Annotated in this window: 15 protein-coding genes; 9 read left to right on the forward strand and 6 right to left on the reverse strand. The window is 68.0% G+C overall.

Annotated features, from left to right (window positions below; genetic code table 11):
• Positions 1 to 585 carry a transcriptional regulator BetI gene (gene betI, locus FOA17_RS07505; protein WP_149140855.1) on the reverse strand — a complete coding sequence of 195 codons (585 nt, stop codon included), beginning with the start codon at positions 583 to 585 and terminating at the stop codon, positions 1 to 3.
• A 116-nt stretch (positions 586 to 701) separates the two neighbouring features.
• On the opposite strand from betI, the gene FOA17_RS07510 reads away from it, so the two are divergent.
• The 3 genes from FOA17_RS07510 (at position 702) to choV (ending at position 3596) form a co-directional block, all read left to right on the forward strand.
• Complete coding sequence (locus tag FOA17_RS07510; protein WP_149140856.1) at positions 702 to 1637, forward strand: choline ABC transporter substrate-binding protein; 936 nt, start codon at positions 702 to 704, stop codon at positions 1635 to 1637.
• An 85-nt stretch (positions 1638 to 1722) separates the two neighbouring features.
• On the forward strand, positions 1723 to 2559 hold the full coding sequence (gene choW / locus FOA17_RS07515; RefSeq protein ID WP_149140857.1) for a choline ABC transporter permease subunit: 837 nt from the start codon (positions 1723 to 1725) through the stop codon (positions 2557 to 2559).
• On the forward strand, positions 2556 to 3596 hold the full coding sequence (gene choV / locus FOA17_RS07520; RefSeq protein WP_149140858.1) for a choline ABC transporter ATP-binding protein: 1041 nt from the start codon (positions 2556 to 2558) through the stop codon (positions 3594 to 3596). Before choW ends, choV begins: the two co-directional genes overlap by 4 nt.
• A 27-nt stretch (positions 3597 to 3623) precedes the next feature.
• Here the strand turns inward: choV and topA are convergent, their stop codons facing one another.
• Positions 3624 to 6293, reverse strand: a complete 2670-nt coding sequence (gene topA, locus FOA17_RS07525; RefSeq protein WP_149140859.1) for a type I DNA topoisomerase — start codon at positions 6291 to 6293, stop codon at positions 3624 to 3626.
• Positions 6294 to 6468: 175 nt separating this feature from the next.
• Between topA and FOA17_RS07530 the strand changes: the two genes are divergently transcribed.
• Positions 6469 to 6900 carry a hypothetical protein gene (locus tag FOA17_RS07530; protein WP_149140860.1) on the forward strand — a complete coding sequence of 144 codons (432 nt, stop codon included), beginning with the start codon at positions 6469 to 6471 and terminating at the stop codon, positions 6898 to 6900.
• Between the two features lie 23 nt (positions 6901 to 6923).
• On the opposite strand, the gene dprA is transcribed toward FOA17_RS07530, so the two are convergent.
• Entirely contained in the window at positions 6924 to 8084 is a 1161-nt protein-coding gene (gene dprA / locus FOA17_RS07535) for a DNA-processing protein DprA (RefSeq protein ID WP_149141423.1), read from the reverse strand.
• Positions 8085 to 8215: 131 nt separating this feature from the next.
• On the opposite strand from dprA, the gene FOA17_RS07540 reads away from it, so the two are divergent.
• The 5 genes from FOA17_RS07540 (at position 8216) to FOA17_RS07560 (ending at position 12718) form a co-directional block, all read left to right on the forward strand.
• Entirely contained in the window at positions 8216 to 9238 is a 1023-nt protein-coding gene (locus FOA17_RS07540) for a GlxA family transcriptional regulator (RefSeq protein WP_149140861.1), read from the forward strand.
• 147 nt (positions 9239 to 9385) lie between these two features.
• Positions 9386 to 10663: a 4-aminobutyrate--2-oxoglutarate transaminase gene (locus FOA17_RS07545; RefSeq protein WP_149140862.1), complete on the forward strand. Its 1278-nt coding sequence runs from the start codon at positions 9386 to 9388 to the stop codon at positions 10661 to 10663.
• 202 nt (positions 10664 to 10865) lie between these two features.
• On the forward strand, positions 10866 to 11588 hold the full coding sequence (locus FOA17_RS07550) for an energy-coupling factor ABC transporter ATP-binding protein (protein ID WP_149140863.1): 723 nt from the start codon (positions 10866 to 10868) through the stop codon (positions 11586 to 11588).
• Entirely contained in the window at positions 11563 to 12159 is a 597-nt protein-coding gene (locus FOA17_RS07555) for an energy-coupling factor transporter transmembrane component T family protein (RefSeq protein WP_149140864.1), read from the forward strand. The genes FOA17_RS07550 and FOA17_RS07555 overlap by 26 nt, the downstream gene beginning before the upstream one ends.
• A 16-nt stretch (positions 12160 to 12175) precedes the next feature.
• The gene (locus FOA17_RS07560; protein ID WP_149140865.1) at positions 12176 to 12718 is read left to right on the forward strand and encodes a biotin transporter BioY; all 543 of its coding nucleotides are present in this window, start codon (positions 12176 to 12178) and stop codon (positions 12716 to 12718) included.
• Between the two features lie 46 nt (positions 12719 to 12764).
• Here FOA17_RS07560 and FOA17_RS07565 read toward each other — a convergent pair whose 3' ends face one another.
• From FOA17_RS07565 to aroQ, 3 genes are read right to left on the reverse strand one after another with little or no spacing between them, the layout of a single operon-like run.
• Entirely contained in the window at positions 12765 to 13847 is a 1083-nt protein-coding gene (locus tag FOA17_RS07565) for an acetyl-CoA C-acyltransferase (RefSeq protein WP_149140866.1), read from the reverse strand.
• Positions 13832 to 14998, reverse strand: coding sequence for an ANL family adenylate-forming protein (locus FOA17_RS07570; RefSeq protein WP_149140867.1), 1167 nt, complete (start codon positions 14996 to 14998; stop codon positions 13832 to 13834). Before FOA17_RS07570 ends, FOA17_RS07565 begins: the two co-directional genes overlap by 16 nt.
• Positions 14998 to 15438 carry a type II 3-dehydroquinate dehydratase gene (aroQ, locus tag FOA17_RS07575; RefSeq protein ID WP_149140868.1) on the reverse strand — a complete coding sequence of 147 codons (441 nt, stop codon included), beginning with the start codon at positions 15436 to 15438 and terminating at the stop codon, positions 14998 to 15000. Before aroQ ends, FOA17_RS07570 begins: the two co-directional genes overlap by 1 nt.
• Positions 15439 to 15513 lie beyond the last annotated feature (75 nt).

Below are 15513 nucleotides of genomic sequence, written 5' to 3' on the forward strand. Positions count from 1 at the left end.
TCACGTCCGTTTTCCCAGTTCCGATGTGACGAATTCCATGACGGTCGCCACCGCCGCCGCCGAATCGGGCGGCCCTTCCTTCAGCGCCTCGCGCAGATAGACGCCATCGACCAGCGCGGCCATCGCGCCCGCCGCCGCCTCGGCCCGCGCGCCGACCAGCGGGCGCAGGCAAAACAGCAGGTTGGACCGCAGCCGCCCCTGATAGACCTTCAACAGCCGCCGCGCCTCGGGCACGGTCTGGGCCAGCACATAGAAATTCAGCCAGGCCCCGACCGCCTCGCGGCGAAAGTTGCCGGGGCTGAAGCTCGCCCGCAGGATCGCATGCAGCCGCGCCTCCGGCCCCTGCCCGGCCACGGACAATGCCCCCCGCACCTCGGCGCCGTAAAGCGACAGGATGTGCCGCATGGCCGCCAGGAAGATATCTTCCTTCGACCCGAAATAGTGATGCGCCAGCGCCGAAGACATACCCGCACGCTTGGCGATCTGGCTGACCGTCACGTCCAGCGACCCGGCGCGCCCGATCTCCACGATGGTCGCTTTGACCAGCGCGGCCTTTCGGATAGGCTCCATTCCAACCTTGGGCATTTGCATGTCCGTTCAAAAAAAGGCTTGCAAATCTGAGGTAGCGTGTTTTTTATTGATCCGTCAATCAACAAAAAGCGCGTCAGACGCTGATGACCCAACGACACAGGGAGTCGACCATGACCAAGACCAAAGCCGGCCTTATGGCCTCTGCCGTCGCTTTCGCCCTTGCGGGCACCGCCCATGCGGGAGACTGCGACAAGGTGATCTTCTCGGATGTCGGCTGGACCGACATCACCGCCACCACGGCGGCGACCAGCGTGCTGCTGGAATCGCTGGGCTACGAGACCGAGACCAAGCTTCTGTCGGTGCCGGTGACCTATACCGCGCTGGCCGAAGGCGATGTGGATGTGTTCCTCGGCAACTGGATGCCGACGATGGAGGCCGATATCGCCCCCTATCGCGAGGCTGGCACTGTGGAAACCGTGCGCACCAATCTGGAAGGCGCGAAATACACGCTCGCCACCAATGAGGCCGGGGCCGCGCTTGGCATCAAGGATTTCGCCGATATCGCCGCGCAGAAGGACGCGCTGGAGGGCAAGATCTACGGGATCGAGCCGGGCAATGACGGCAACCGCCTGATCCTCGACATGATCGAAAAGGATGCCTTCGGCCTCAAGGGGTTCGAGGTGGTCGAAAGCTCGGAACAGGGGATGCTGGCCGAGGTGGCGCGCACCACCGGCGACCAGAAGCCGATCATCTTTCTCGGCTGGGAACCCCATCCGATGAACGCCAATTTCAAGATGACCTACCTGACCGGCGGCGACGATTTCTTTGGCCCGAACCTGGGCGGGGCGGTCGTGGCGACCAATGTCCGCAAGGGCTATGTCGCGGAATGCCCGAATACCGGCAAGCTGCTGCAAAACCTCGTCTTCTCGCTGCCGATGGAGAACGAGATCATGGGCGCCATCCTGGATGACGGCGCCGATCCCAAGGAGGCGGCAAAAACCTGGCTGGCCGCGCATCCCGATACGCTCGGCCCCTGGCTGGACGGCGTGACCACCAAGGATGGCGGCGACGCCATGGCGGCGGTGAAATCGGCGCTCGGCCTTTGATCTCCCCCTCGCCCCCCGTCCGCAATGCTGCGGCGGGGGGCGCCTTTTTGCCCGCTCTGATCCGACCTGAAAGGAATCGCGCCGGATGCTCGACTGGCTGACCGAGACCAAGCTGCCGCTTGGCAAGATGTCGAAACTGGCCTTCGACTGGATGAAGGTGAACCTCAAGCCCCTGTTCGACGGCATGGGCTGGGTGATGGAGACGCTGATCGACGGCATCCTGTGGCTGTTGCAGACGCCCCACCCCCTTGTGATCGTGGCGCTTTTCCTGGGGCTGACCTGGTATCTGCAACGGTCGTGGAAGATCCTGCTCTTTGTCGCGCTGGCCTTTGCCTTCATCCTGAACCAGGGCTACTGGAAGCCCACGATGGAAAGCCTGACACTGGTGCTTTCGTCCTGCGTCGTCTGCATGGGCGTGGGCGTGCCGGTGGGCATCTGGGCCGCGCACCGGCCGCGCGTCTATGCCGCGATGACCCCGGTGCTGGATCTGATGCAGACCCTGCCGACCTTTGTCTATCTGATCCCGGCCATCGTGTTCTTTGGCATCGGCATGGTGCCCGGCCTGATCGCCACGGTGATCTTCGTGCTGCCCGCGCCGATCCGCATGACGCATCTGGGCATTTCCAACACCCCCCAGCCGCTGCTGGAGGCCGCGACCGCCTTTGGCGCGACCCGCCAACAGGTGCTGTGGAAGGTGGAACTGCCCTATGCCTTTCCGCAGATCATGGTCGGTCTGAACCAGACCATCATGCTGTCGCTGTCGATGGTGGTGATCGCGGCACTGGTCGGCGCCAACGGGCTGGGCGTGCCGGTGGTGCGGGCGCTGAACTCGGTCAACACGGCACTTGGCTTTGAAAGCGGCCTTGTGATCGTGGTCGTGGCCATCATGCTGGACCGTATGCTGAGGGTGACGCGCAAATGACCGCCGTTGAATTCGACCGCGTTTCCATCGTCTTTGGCGACAATCCGCAGGCGGCGCTGCCCCTGATGGACCAGGGCCTCAGCCGATCCGAGATTCAGGCCCGGACGGGGCAGGTTCTTGGCGTGCATGACTGTTCGCTCAGCGTGCAGGAGGGCGAGATCCTGGTGCTGATGGGCCTGTCGGGCTCTGGCAAATCGACGCTGCTGCGCGGGGTCAATGCGCTGAACCCGGTGGTGCGGGGCGAGGTGCGGGTGTCGGATGGCGACCGCATGGTCAGCGTGACCCATGCCGATGCGGAAAGCCTGCGCCGCTTGCGCCTGTCGCGCATCGCCATGGTGTTCCAGCAATTCGGCCTGCTGCCCTGGCGCACGGTGCGCGAGAATGTGGGGCTTGGCCTCGAACTGGCGGGGATGCCGGTCGAGGCGCGGCGCAAGCCGGTGGATGAACAGCTGGAGTTGGTCAATCTCAGCCAATGGGCCGAGCGCAAGGTGGGCGATCTGTCGGGCGGCATGCAGCAGCGCGTGGGTCTGGCGCGTGCCTTCGTGACCCAGGCGCCGATCCTCTTGATGGATGAGCCGTTCTCGGCGCTTGACCCGCTGATCCGCACCAAGTTGCAGGATGAATTGCTGGATCTTCAGGCCCGTCTCAAGCGCACCATCGTCTTTGTCAGTCACGATCTGGACGAGGCTTTCAAGATCGGCAACCGCATCGCGCTGATGGAGGGCGGGCGCATCGTCCAATGCGGCACCGCGCGCGAGATCATCGCCAATCCGGTGAACGATTACGTTCAGGATTTCGTGGCGCATATGAACCCGCTTTCGGTGCTGACCGCGCGGGATGTGATGCGCGCGGGGGCCAGCGCCGCCGGGCGGGAGGTCGCCGCCGAACTGCCGGTGCGCGCGGTGATGGAGATGATCCGCGACGGCGTGACCGAGCTTGCCGTGACCGAGGGCGCGGCCTGTATCGGCCATATCACCGCCGCCGATGTGATGGCGCGGCTGATCGACCCGCGCGGCGGCCAGTCGGCACAGACCTGAAAAAGGGGGCCGCGGCCCCCTTTTTCGTCATTCCACCAGATCATCGCCCTTTGCCGCCTTGGCCTTCGGCTTGGCTGCCGTCTTTGCCTTTGGTTTGGCGGCGGCTTTCGGGGCCGCCTTGGGTTTGGCGGCGGCCTTGGGCTTGGGGTCCGCCTTGAGTTTGGCGGCGGCCTTGGGCTTGGGGTCCGCCTTGGGTTTTGCGGCGGCCTTGCGGGCGGGCTTTTTCGACTTGCCGGCCTTTTCGGCGATCAGCGCCAGCGCCTCGTCCAGTGTCACCGCCTCCGGCTCCACGTCCTTGGGCAGGGTCGCGTTGACCTTTTCCCATTTCACATAGGGCCCATAGCGCCCGGGCATGACCGAGATCACGCCGCCATCCGGGTGCTGCCCCAGCTCGCGCAGCGGCTGCGCCGCCGCCCCGCGCCCGGCGCCCCGGCTGGCCTTTTGCGCCAGCACCTCGACCGCGCGGTTCATGCCGATGGTAAAGACCTCATCGACCTCGGGAAGGTTCGCGTAAGTGCTGTTATGCTTCACATAGGGGCCGAAACGGCCAATCCCCGCCTCGACCAGCGCGCCATCCTCGGGGTGCGGGCCGATCGGGCGCGGCAGGTTCAACAGCTGCAACGCACGGTCAAGGTCGATGCTTTCGGGCGACCAGCCCTTTGGCAGGCTGGCGCGCGGCGGCTTGGGCTGTTCCTCGGTCGCGTCGCCGCGCTGCACATAGGGGCCAAAGCGCCCGGCACGGATGGTGATCGGCAGGCCGTTCTCATCCTGGCCCAGCACCTTGCCGTCCGGCGTGATCGCGCCGCTGTCATCCCCCACCGAAATCGGCCTGGTGTAGCGGCATTCCGGGTAATTGCCGCAGCCGATAAAGGCCCCGCCCGACCGTGCCGTCTTCAGATGCAGCCGCCCGCTGCCGCAGGTCGGGCAGGCGCGCGGATCGCCGCCATCGGCGCGCGGCGGATAGAGATGCGGGCTGAGGAAATCGTCGATCTTGTCCAGCACCTCGCCGATGCGCAGATCGGCGGTTTCCGCCACCGCGGCCGAGAAATCGCGCCAGAACCGCGCCAGCACTTCCTTGTAGTCGCGCTCGCCGGCCGAAACATCGTCCAGCTCGCCCTCCAGCTCGGCGGTAAAGTCGTATTCCACATATTTGCGGAAGAAATTGGTCAGGAAAGCCGTGACCAGCCGGCCCTTGTCTTCGGGGATCAGGCGATTCTTGTCGCGGCGCACATATTCGCGGTCCTGGATCGTGGTCAGGATCGACGCATAGGTCGAGGGGCGGCCGATGCCCAACTCTTCCATCCGCTTGACCAGCGTCGCCTCGGTATAGCGCGGCGGCGGCTGGGTGAAATGCTGCTCGGGCGTGACGGCGCGGGTGGCCAGCGCGTCGCCCTGCATGATCTGCGGCAGGCGGCCCTCATCGTCGCCCTCCTCGTCGCGGCCCTCGTCATAGACCTTGAGGAAACCGTCGAACATCACCACCTGGCCGGTGGCGCGCAGGCCAACCTGGGCGTCGGGGCTGGTCACATCGACCGTCGTGCGCTCCAGCCGGGCGGCGGCCATCTGACTGGCGATGGTGCGCTTCCAGATCAGATCGTAAAGCTTGCGCTGATCGGCCTCGACCAGACGCAGCCGCTCCGGTGCTGCCGACATGTCGGTCGGGCGGATGCATTCATGGGCCTCTTGCGCGTTCTTGGCCTTGTTCTTGTACATGCGCGGGCTGTCGGGGACGTAAGCCTCGCCAAAGCGCGACTTGATCTCGGCCCGGGCGGCCATCACGGCCTCGGGCGCCATGTCGATGCCGTCAGTCCGCATATAGGTGATGTGCCCGGCCTCATAGAGCCGCTGCGCCGCCGACATCGTGGCCTTGGCGCCCATGCCGAACTTGCGGCTGGCCTCCTGTTGCAGGGTGGAGGTCATGAAGGGCGCAAAGGGGTTGCGGTTCGCGGGCTTCTTTTCCACCGCCGAGACGCTGAATGTGCGGTTCTGAATGGCCGACACGGCAAGTTCCGCCGCCTCGGCGGTCGGAATGTCGAATTTGTCCAGCTTGCGGCCGCCCAGCACGGTCAGCCGCGCCTCGAAATCCTGGCCGCGCGGGGTGGTGAAACCGGCGCCGACGGTCCAGTATTCGCGGGCACGGAAGGCCTCGATCTCCATCTCGCGCTCTACGATCAGGCGCAGGCAGACCGATTGCACCCGGCCCGCCGATTTCGCGCCCGGCAGCTTGCGCCACAGCACCGGCGACAGGGTGAAGCCCACCAGATAATCCAGCGCGCGGCGGGCCAGATAGGCCTCCACCAGCGCCTCGTCCACCTCGCGCGGGGCCTTCATCGCCTCGGTCACGGCGGATTTGGTGATGGCGTTGAAGGTGACGCGGCTGACCTTCTTGCCCTTTTTCAGGCTGGGGGCCAGCGCCTCTTTCAGGTGCCAGGAAATCGCCTCGCCCTCGCGATCGGGGTCGGTGGCCAGGATCAGTTCGTCATCGGTCTTGAGCGCCTCGGCGATCGCGCGGACATGCTTCTTGCTGTCGGCCGCGACCTCCCATTTCATGTCGAAATCCTGTTCGGGATCGACCGAACCATCCTTGGGCGGCAGGTCGCGGACATGGCCATACGAGGCCAGCACCGTATAGTCGGAGCCAAGATATTTGTTGATTGTCTTGGCCTTGGCCGGAGACTCGACGACGACGACTGCCATGAATACCTCTTGCGCCCTGCCTGTTGGGGGCGCCGAAAGATGTGTGCGACCCACCCCCCATGTCAAGGCGGGGCGCGTTCGTCAAGCCCGGGCAGGGTCGCAAGGGGGCTTTGACCGGGGCGCCGGGAACGGGCAGATTGCCCGGCAAAGAGCCGCGTTTCCAAAGGATGACCCCATGCGCCGCACCCTGCCCCTTGTCGTTTTCGCCGCGATCTGGGCGGCGCCCGCGCTGGCATGGCAGACCCCCGGCAAGGGCAGTGCCGACCGGACCGGCATGATGGATGCGCTGCGCCCGCTGGCGGCCTGGAACCTGGGGGCGCCGGTTGAATTCGTGGTGAACGACCTGCGCGTCGCGGGCGCTGCGGGCTTTGCCTCGGTCAGCCCGCAGCGCCCCGGCGGCCAGCCGATCGACCTGCGCGCCACGCCCATGGTGCAGCGCGATGGCGCCGACCCGGCCTATATGGACGGCGCCACGATGCAGGCGCTGATGCAGCGCGAGGGCACGACCTGGGTCGCGGTGCATTGGCAGATCGGCGCCACCGATGCCTGGTGGGATCAGCCGCGCTTTTGCGCCGCCTGGGCCGGCGTCCTGCCCGAAATCTGCTGAACCGGCATCGGCGGAACGGGGTGTCACGGCCGGCTGATCAGCCCGCCCGGCTGACGCAGCAACTGTCCCTCCAGCTCCAGTTGCAACAGATGCGGCGCGATGTCCTGCGCGGGCACGGCCAGATCGCGGATCAGCTGATCCTCGGCCACCGGGCTGGGCGAGAGCCTGTCAAGGATCAGCCGGTGCAGCGCCGCCAGATCGCGCAGCGGGCGGCGCGGCGGCGCCTTCGCGGGCCCCGGCAGATCGCGCCCCGGCAGATCATGCGCCGCCAGATGTTCGGCGCGGTGCGGCGGCGCCTGCCCCCCCAGGGCCTCGATCACATCGGCGGCAGAGCGGACCAGCGTCGCCCCTTCGCGGATCAACTGATTGCAGCCCGCGGCCCGCGCATCAAAGGGGTGGCCCGGCACGGCAAACACCTCGCGCCCCTGTTCGGCCGCCTCTTTCGCGGTGATGAGCGAACCGGAGCGGCTGGCAGCCTCCACCACCACCAGCGCGCGGGCAAGGCCCGAGACGATCCGGTTGCGCAGCGGGAAATGGCGCGCCTGCGGCTCCAGCCCCGGGGGTTGTTCCGACAGAAGGCAGCCGCTTTCCGCGATCTTCTGCATCAGGGCCGCGTTTTCGGGCGGATAGGCATGATCGACGCCCCCCGCCAGCACCGCCACCGTGCCCTGCCCCAGCGAGGCGGCATGCGCCTCGGCGTCGATGCCGCGCGCCAGGCCCGAAACGGTGACGAACCCGGCCTCGGCCAGCGATTCGGCCAGCCGCCGCGCCATGCGCAACCCAAGGCTGGAGGCATTGCGCGCCCCCACGATCCCGACCATGGGCCGCGCGAGCAAGGCGGCCTGCCCGCGCATCCACAGGATCGGCGGCGCATCCCCGATCTCGGCCAGGGCGGCGGGATAGGCGGCTTCGCCATGGCACAACATGCGCGCGCCAAGCGCATGGGCCTTGCGCATCTCGGACAGGGCAACGCCTTCGGGGCAGACCTCATAGCGATCGACCCCGGCGGCGCGGGCGATCTGCGGCAAAGCCTCCAGGGCCGCTCGGGCGCTGCCATGTTCGGCAATCAGCCGATGAAAGGTTGCGGGCCCAACCCGCCGCGACCGGATCAGTTGCAACCGGGCCAGCCGCTCCCGCTCTGTCAGGCGCCCCGCCGCGCCGTCATTTCTGCTGTCCGGCTCCATCGCCATGCCGCAACCTCTCCATTCCCTGGAGAGACTGGCGGGCGAGTGGTTAACGCCCGGTAAAGATCGCCCCGCCCCGGGCAAAAAACAGACTTCTTGCAGAGAACTTCGGCCCGCGCTACGCCAGATATATGAAAGCCCCGGAACCCGAAGACAAAGGCAAGTTCATCGCGCGCGGCGTGGCCCATGTCACGCTGCCGAAAGTGGCTGAGCCGGTCTCGGTCACCTTCGTTCTGGTGCCGCGTTTCACCATGCTGGCCTTCACCTCGGCGATCGAACCGCTGCGGGTGGCGAATCAGCTCACCGGACAGGTGCTGTTCCGCTGGCAGACCTTTTCCGAGGATGGGCGCCCCGTGGCCTGTTCCAGCGGTGTGCAGGTGGTGACGGATGGCCCGCTGCCCGAGGCCCCGCCCCCCGGTTATGTGCTGGTCTGTGGCGGGGTGGAGCCTGAAACCCACATCACCGCCACGCTGGGTGACTGGGTGCGCGGGCAATGGCGGCGCGGGCGCAGCGTCGGCGGGCTTTGCACCGGGGCCTATGCACTGGCGCGGGCCGGTATCCTCAAGGGCCGCCGCTTCACCCTGCATTGGGAAAACCTCGGCGGTTTCACCGAGACCTTCCCCGACCTGACCCCGGCGCGGCAGGTCTTCTGCATCGAAGACCGCATCGTCACCTGCGCCGGCGGGGTGGCGGCGGCGGACCTGATGCTCAAGCTGATCCATGACCGATACGGCGCCGGGCTGAGCCAGGAGGTCATGAACATGTGCCTGCTGACCCAGCGACGCACCGAGGAGGATGAGCAGATCACCTCGCTCGCGGCGCGACTGGGCACGCGCAACGAAAAGCTGATCAAGGCGGTGGCCTTTCTGGAGGCCCGGATCGAGGAGGAGTTCGACCTAGATGCCTGCGCCGACCACCTCGGCGTGTCGCGCCGCCAGATCGAGCGGCTGTTCAACCGCTATCTCGGCGTGACGCCGGTGCGCTACATGAACGACCTGCGGCTGCAACATGGCCGCGCCCTGCTGGCCGAAACCGACATGAGCGTGACCGAGGTCGCAGTGGCCTGCGGCTATGCCTCCTCCAGCCATTTCTCGAAAAGTTTTCGCAAGAAATATGGTGTCTCGCCCTATCGTTTTTCGCATTTTGGCGCGTGACGGACGGGATCCGGTCTTTCGACGAAAGACCGGCGCGGCGGCCTGCTTCATTCGTGTTGCCGCAAGGTCGTGATTGCGATTGAACTGGACCGAATTTTTGATCAAAATGCCGCGCAAAGCCCCTGACGGGCCAGAGAGGACATGAAGATGCAGAACAGCGAAGTGGCGAAGCGCCGTGTGGATGCCGTGGCGCGGGGCGTGGGGATGCAGACGCAGATCTATGCCGACCGCGCCCTGAACGCGGAAATCTGGGATATCGAGGGCAATCGCTATATCGACTTTGCCGCCGGCATCGCGGTGGTCAATACCGGCCATTGCCACCCCAAGGTCATGGCGGCTGTGGCCGAACAGATGGGCCGCTTCACCCATACCTGCCATCAGGTGCTGCCCTATGAAAACTATGTCCGCCTGGCCGAACGGCTGAACGCGGCGGCGCCCGGCGATTTCGCCAAAAAGACGATCTTTGTCACCACCGGCGCCGAGGCGGTGGAAAACGCGGTGAAGATCGCCCGCTTCCATACCGGGCGCAGCGCCGTGATCGCCTTTGGCGGCGCCTTCCACGGTCGCACCTTCATGGGGATGACGCTGACCGGCAAGGTAGAGCCCTACAAGAAGGGCTTTGGCGCCATGATGCCGGATGTCTACCATGTGCCCTTCCCGCAGGATGTGCATGGCATCAGCACCGAAGACGCGATGTCGGGCATCACCAAGCTGTTCAAGAACGACCTCGACCCCGGTCGGGTTGCGGCCATCATCCTGGAACCCGTGCAGGGCGAGGGCGGCTTCTACCCCGCCCCGGCCGACCTGATGCGCGCGCTCCGCAAGCTCTGCGACGAACATGGCATCGTGATGATCGCCGACGAGGTGCAGACCGGCTTTGCCCGTACCGGCACGATGTTCGCGATGCATGGCTATGACGTGGCGGCCGACCTGACCACCATGGCCAAGGGGCTGGGCGGCGGCCTGCCGATCGCCGCGGTCACCGGCCGGGCGGAAATCATGGATGCCGCCAATCCCGGCGGCCTGGGTGGCACCTATGGCGGCAACCCGCTGGGGATCGCGGCCGCCCATGCGGTGCTCGACGTGATCGAGGAGGAAAAGCTCTGCGACCGCGCCAATGAACTGGGCAGCCGGCTGAAGCAGAAGCTCGAATCGATCCGCGCCGTCACGCCCGAGATCAGCGATATCCGCGGCCCGGGCTTCATGGTGGCGGTGGAATTCGCCAATCCCGCCAACAAGGAACCCGACGCCGGCTTTACCACCCGCGTCAAGAACGAGGCCCAGGCGCGCGGCCTGATCCTGCTGACCTGCGGCGTCTACGCCAATGTCGTGCGCTTCCTTGCGCCGATCACCATCCCCGACGCGGTTTTTGCCGAGGCGATGGATATTCTCGAGGCCTCGGTCGCCGCCGCGCGGCAGGGCTGAGCGCGCGCAGAAAGGGGGCGCTCGCGCCCCCTCGGCCTGCGGCCTCACCCCCTGAGGATATTTTTGAACAGATGAAGGCGACGCCTGCCTTTTCATCTGTTTCCAAATATCCTCGGGGGGTGAATGGGCCGGCAGGCCCAGAGGGGGGCAGACAGCCCCCCTTCTGCTTGTCGGGCGCACTCAGGGGCGCTAAGGCGAGGGCATGGATGCGGCGATCACACTTTCCGGTGTCGGCTACAGGGTGCAGGGCAAGGCGCTGCTGCATGACATCTCGCTTGACCTGACCGAGCCGCGGATCGGGATCGTCGGGCGCAACGGATCGGGCAAGACCACGCTTCTGCGGCTGATCGCCGGGCTGATCGCCCCGACCGAGGGCGCGGTGCGGGTGGCGGGGCTGGATCCGGCGCGTGACCGGCGGGCCATGCTCGACCGGATCGGCATCCTGTTCCAGAACCCCGATCACCAGATCATCTTTCCCACCGTGGCCGAGGAGCTGGCTTTTGGTCTGCGCCAGCAGGGGCAAAGCGCCGGGGCGGCCGCCGCGCGGGTCGAGGCCCTGCTGGCCGCCGAGGGGCGATCGCATTGGGCGGGGGTGCCGGTCTCCACGCTCAGCCAGGGGCAGAAGCAATGGCTCTGTCTGATGGCGGTGTTGCTGATGGCGCCCGGCACGATCCTTCTGGACGAACCCTTTGCCGCGCTCGATCTGCCGACACAGGCGCGGCTGGCGCGGCGGCTGGCGGATCTGCCGCAGCGGATCATCACCATCAGCCACGATCCCGCCGCGGTGGCCGGGGCGGATCGGGTGATCTGGCTGGAGGGCGGACGCCTGTTCGACGCGGGCGCGCCCGAGGCGGTCTTGCCGCGATTTAGGGCCGAGATGGCGCGGCTGGGGGATGCGGATGCTGACACTCTGCTCGCCCGTTGACACGGCGCTGCATCGCTGGCCCGCCGGGGTCAAGCTGGCGGCGGTGGCGCTAGGTTCGGCCGCGATCTTTGCCATCTCGGCGCTGCCGGTCATGGCCGGGGTGCTGGTCGCGCTGGCGCTGGTCTATCTGGCGCAGGGTCGCGCTTTCGCACGCGCGGGGTTGCGGCTGTTGCGTCCGCTCTGGCCGTTTTTCGTGGTGCTGGCGGTCTGGCATCTGTGGACCGCCGATCTGGCGCGCGGCGCCTTGCTGGCGGGGCGGATGCTGGCCGCCGTCGGCCTCGCCAATCTGGTGACGATGACCACGCGGCTGGATGCCATGCTTGCGGTGCTGGAGCGGCTGTTGTCGCCGCTGGCCCGTCTGGGTCTGCGGCCGCGCGTACTGGCGCTGGCCATGGCGCTGGTGATCCGCTTCGTGCCTGTTTTGCTGGACAAGGCACGGGACTTGCGGCAGGCATGGCGCGCGCGCAGCCCTCGGCGGGTGGGCGCCGGGATCGTGCTGCCGCTGGCGCTGGCCGCATTGGACGATGCCGATCATGTGGCCGAAGCCCTGCGCGCGCGGGGCGGGCTTTGACCCGAAGGAGAGACGGATGGAACGCAACCTCACCCATATCGCCCTGTTCGCGGCGCTGATCGCCGTGCTGGGCCTGGTGCCCAAGATCGACCTTGTCTCCGGGGTGCCGATCACGGCGCAATCGCTGGGGGTCATGCTTTGCGGCACGGTGCTGGGCGCACGGCGCGGGGCGCTGGCGGTCCTGCTGTTTCTGGGCCTTGTCGCGGCGGGTCTGCCGCTGCTGGCGGGCGGACGCGGGGGCCTGGGTGTCTTTGCCTCGCCCACTGTCGGTTACTTGGTGGGCTTTCCGCTCGCGGCGTTTGTCGCCGGGCTGGTGGTGGAGCGGCTGCGGATCGCGATCTTTCCCGCGGCCTTTCTGGGCGCGATCCTTGGCGGGATCGGCGTGATGCATGTCTGCGGCATCATCGGCATGTCGGTGATGCTGGACAAGTCGCTGCCCGAAGCGGCGGTGCTGGCGCTGCCTTTCCTGGCGGGCGACCTGCTCAAGTCCGGGCTGGCGGCGGCGATCACCCGGGGGCTGGCGCGGCTGCGCCCGGCCTCGGTGCTGTCGCGGGCCTGAGCCACGCCGGCAAGCGCTTGCAAGAGGGCGGTCTTCGGGCCGCCCTTTATCGTTGCAGGATCAGCGCAGCCCCCACGCCCCCCGCCGCCGCGATGGCGGCAAGGCCGGGGCCATGATCCAGATCGTGAAACAGTCGCGCCGCCAGGATGGCCCCCGAGGCGCCGATCGGGTGCCCCCGCGCCAGCGCGCCACCGCCGAGATTCACCCGTTCGGCCGGCAGGGCACAGGCGTCGATGCAGGCCAGCGCTTGCGCGGCATAGGCCTCCATCAACTCGACCCGCTCCAGATCGCCAGCGGACAGGCCAGCCGCGCCCAGCACGGCGCGGATCGCCGGCACCGGCGACCGGCCCGGCTCATCAGGGGCGGCCCCCAGCGTGGCGGCAGCCAAAAGGCGCAGCGCCCGGGGCGCGCGGGCGGCACGGGCCGGGGTCGTGACCACGACAAAGGCCGCCGCATCCGCCGCCACCGCCGTCGTCGCCCCGGTCACGCTGCCGGCCAGCACCGGGGCGCGGGCGGCCAGGCGCGGGCTCAGGTCGCGGGCGAAGGCATCGCGCCCCTGCCCCGAAAGCGGCACGATTTCAGGGTGATGCGCCGCGCGCGCCAGAGTGTGCGAGCGGATGGCAAAGGCATCCTGCCGGGCGCGGTCGATGCCCAGACGGTCTGCCAGCCGCGCCGCGGCCTCGGTCATGTCGGGGTCGCGGTCGGGCCAGGGGGTGAAGGGCGGGGCCTCATAGGGCGTGGGCGGCTGGCCGGGCGCTTGGGCCAGCCGCAGGGGGCGGCGCGACCAGCTCTCGGCGCCGCCCGCCACCACGACCTCGGCCTGCCCCGCCGCCACCATCGCCGCCGCAAGCCGGATCGCATCCAGCCCGCCCGCGCATTGCCGGTCGATGCTCAGCCCCGCCACCCGTTCGGGCAGACCCGCCGCCAGCGCCGCCAGCCGGGCCGGGTTGCCCCCCGCCCCAAGCGCGTTGGACAGGATCAGCTCATCCACCTCGGCGGGCTGGATGCCGGCATCGGCCAGCGCCGCCCCGATCACCGGCGCGGCCAGATCATGCAGCGCCAGCGTCGCAAAGGCGCCGCCACGCGGGATCACGGCACTGCGGCGGGCAGCAATCAGGCGGGGCTGCATGCGACCCTCCGCGAAAGCGTGGTGAAATCGGTCTTGCCCGAGGGCAGCGCCGGCCAATCCGCGATCCAGTGCAGCCGGCGCGGCGCCTTGAGCGGCCCGAAGGCCACGCGCAGGGCGGCAAGCAAGGCCACCTCGTCGCCCGCGCCGTGCAGGCAGGCCTCCAGCACATGCCCGCGGCGCGCGTCCGCGCGGGCGATGACGGCGGCGGCGGCGATGCCGGGTTGCGCCAGCAAAAAGGCCTCGATCTCCTCGGGTTGCACGGTCTGGTCGGCGATCTTGACCTGACGCCCGATCCGCCCGGCCAGCCAGAGCGTGCCGCCCTCGATCCGCGCGGCCTCGCCCGGGGCGACCCAGCCCTCTTGCCACAAGGCCGACCCCGGCACCCCGGCATAGCCCTGCGCCAGATAGGGCGACTGGACCCAGAGCCGTTCCCCCTCCAGCCGCCATTCCACGCCCGGATAGGCGCGGCCCAGACTGCCGGGCGGGCTGTCGGCATCGGCCAGCGCGATGAAACTGGTCTCTGCCGCGCCGTAAAACTCGGTCACCCGCGCGGCGCAGCGCCGGGTCAGCGCCGCGCGCAGATCGGCGGTCAGCCGCGCGCCGCCGATGATGACATGGCGAAGATCGGGCCAGTCCTGCCCCGCCGCCAGCAGGCCCTGCACCTGCGCGGGCGTGGCATACAGATGGCTGACCCGCCGCGCGGCCAGCATCGCCGCCTGTCGGTCGGGGCGCGCGCCCTCCAGCAAGTGCAATTCCGCGCCCAGATGCAGGGCCTCAGCCGCCGCATAAAGCGCCAGCGAATGCACCAGCCCGCCGGTCGCTGCCACTCGCGCATCGGGGCCGATGCCAAACAGCCCGGCATTGACCGTGAAACTGGCGATCCAGCTTTTCTGGCTGCGGCGGATGCGGCGCGGGGTGCCGCTGCTACCGCCGGTCAGTGTCTCGAAGACCCCGTCGCCATCGGGTGCGGGGCCATCGGGCGCGGGGCCGTCACCGCCGATGCGAAAGGCCGGCGCCCCAAGGGCGGCTTGCAGCGCCCGCGCGGCCGGACGTTCCGGCAAGGCCGATGCCGCTGTGGCCGGCCGGCCCGGCCCATGCACCTGCCCCGCCGCATCGACCAGCCGCGCGTCGGGGTGCCAGCAAAAGCGCATCAGCCGCGCAGCAGGCTGACCGCGCGGCGCAGCGCCAGCAGATAGCCCTCGGTGCCGCAACCCGCGATCACGCCATCGGCGCGCAGCGAGACATAGGAATGGTGGCGAAAGCTCTCGCGCTTGTGGACGTTGGAGATATGCACCTCGAAGACCGGGCCTTCAAAGGCATGAAGCGCATCCAGAATGGCGACAGAGGTATGGGTATAGGCGGCGGGGTTGATGATGATCGCCGCCGCCTGATCGCGGGCGCGATGGATCATCTCCACGATCTCGCCCTCGTGGTTGGACTGGTGAAATTCCGTGACCACGCCCAGTTCGGCGCCCAGCGCGGCGCAGGCCGCGGCCACATCGTCCAGCGTCTCGCGCCCGTAGATCTCGGGCTGGCGCTTGCCCAGCAGATTGAGGTTGGGGCCGTTCAGGATATGGATCGGTTTCATCATCTTGCCTTGCATCGCCTGCGGCGACAGTAGCGCAAGGCCCGGCCCGGATAAAGCCGCGTTGCATGGCCGGGCAGG

It is taken from the genome of Gemmobacter caeruleus (assembly GCF_008271655.1).
GTDB lineage: Bacteria > Pseudomonadota > Alphaproteobacteria > Rhodobacterales > Rhodobacteraceae > Gemmobacter > Gemmobacter caeruleus.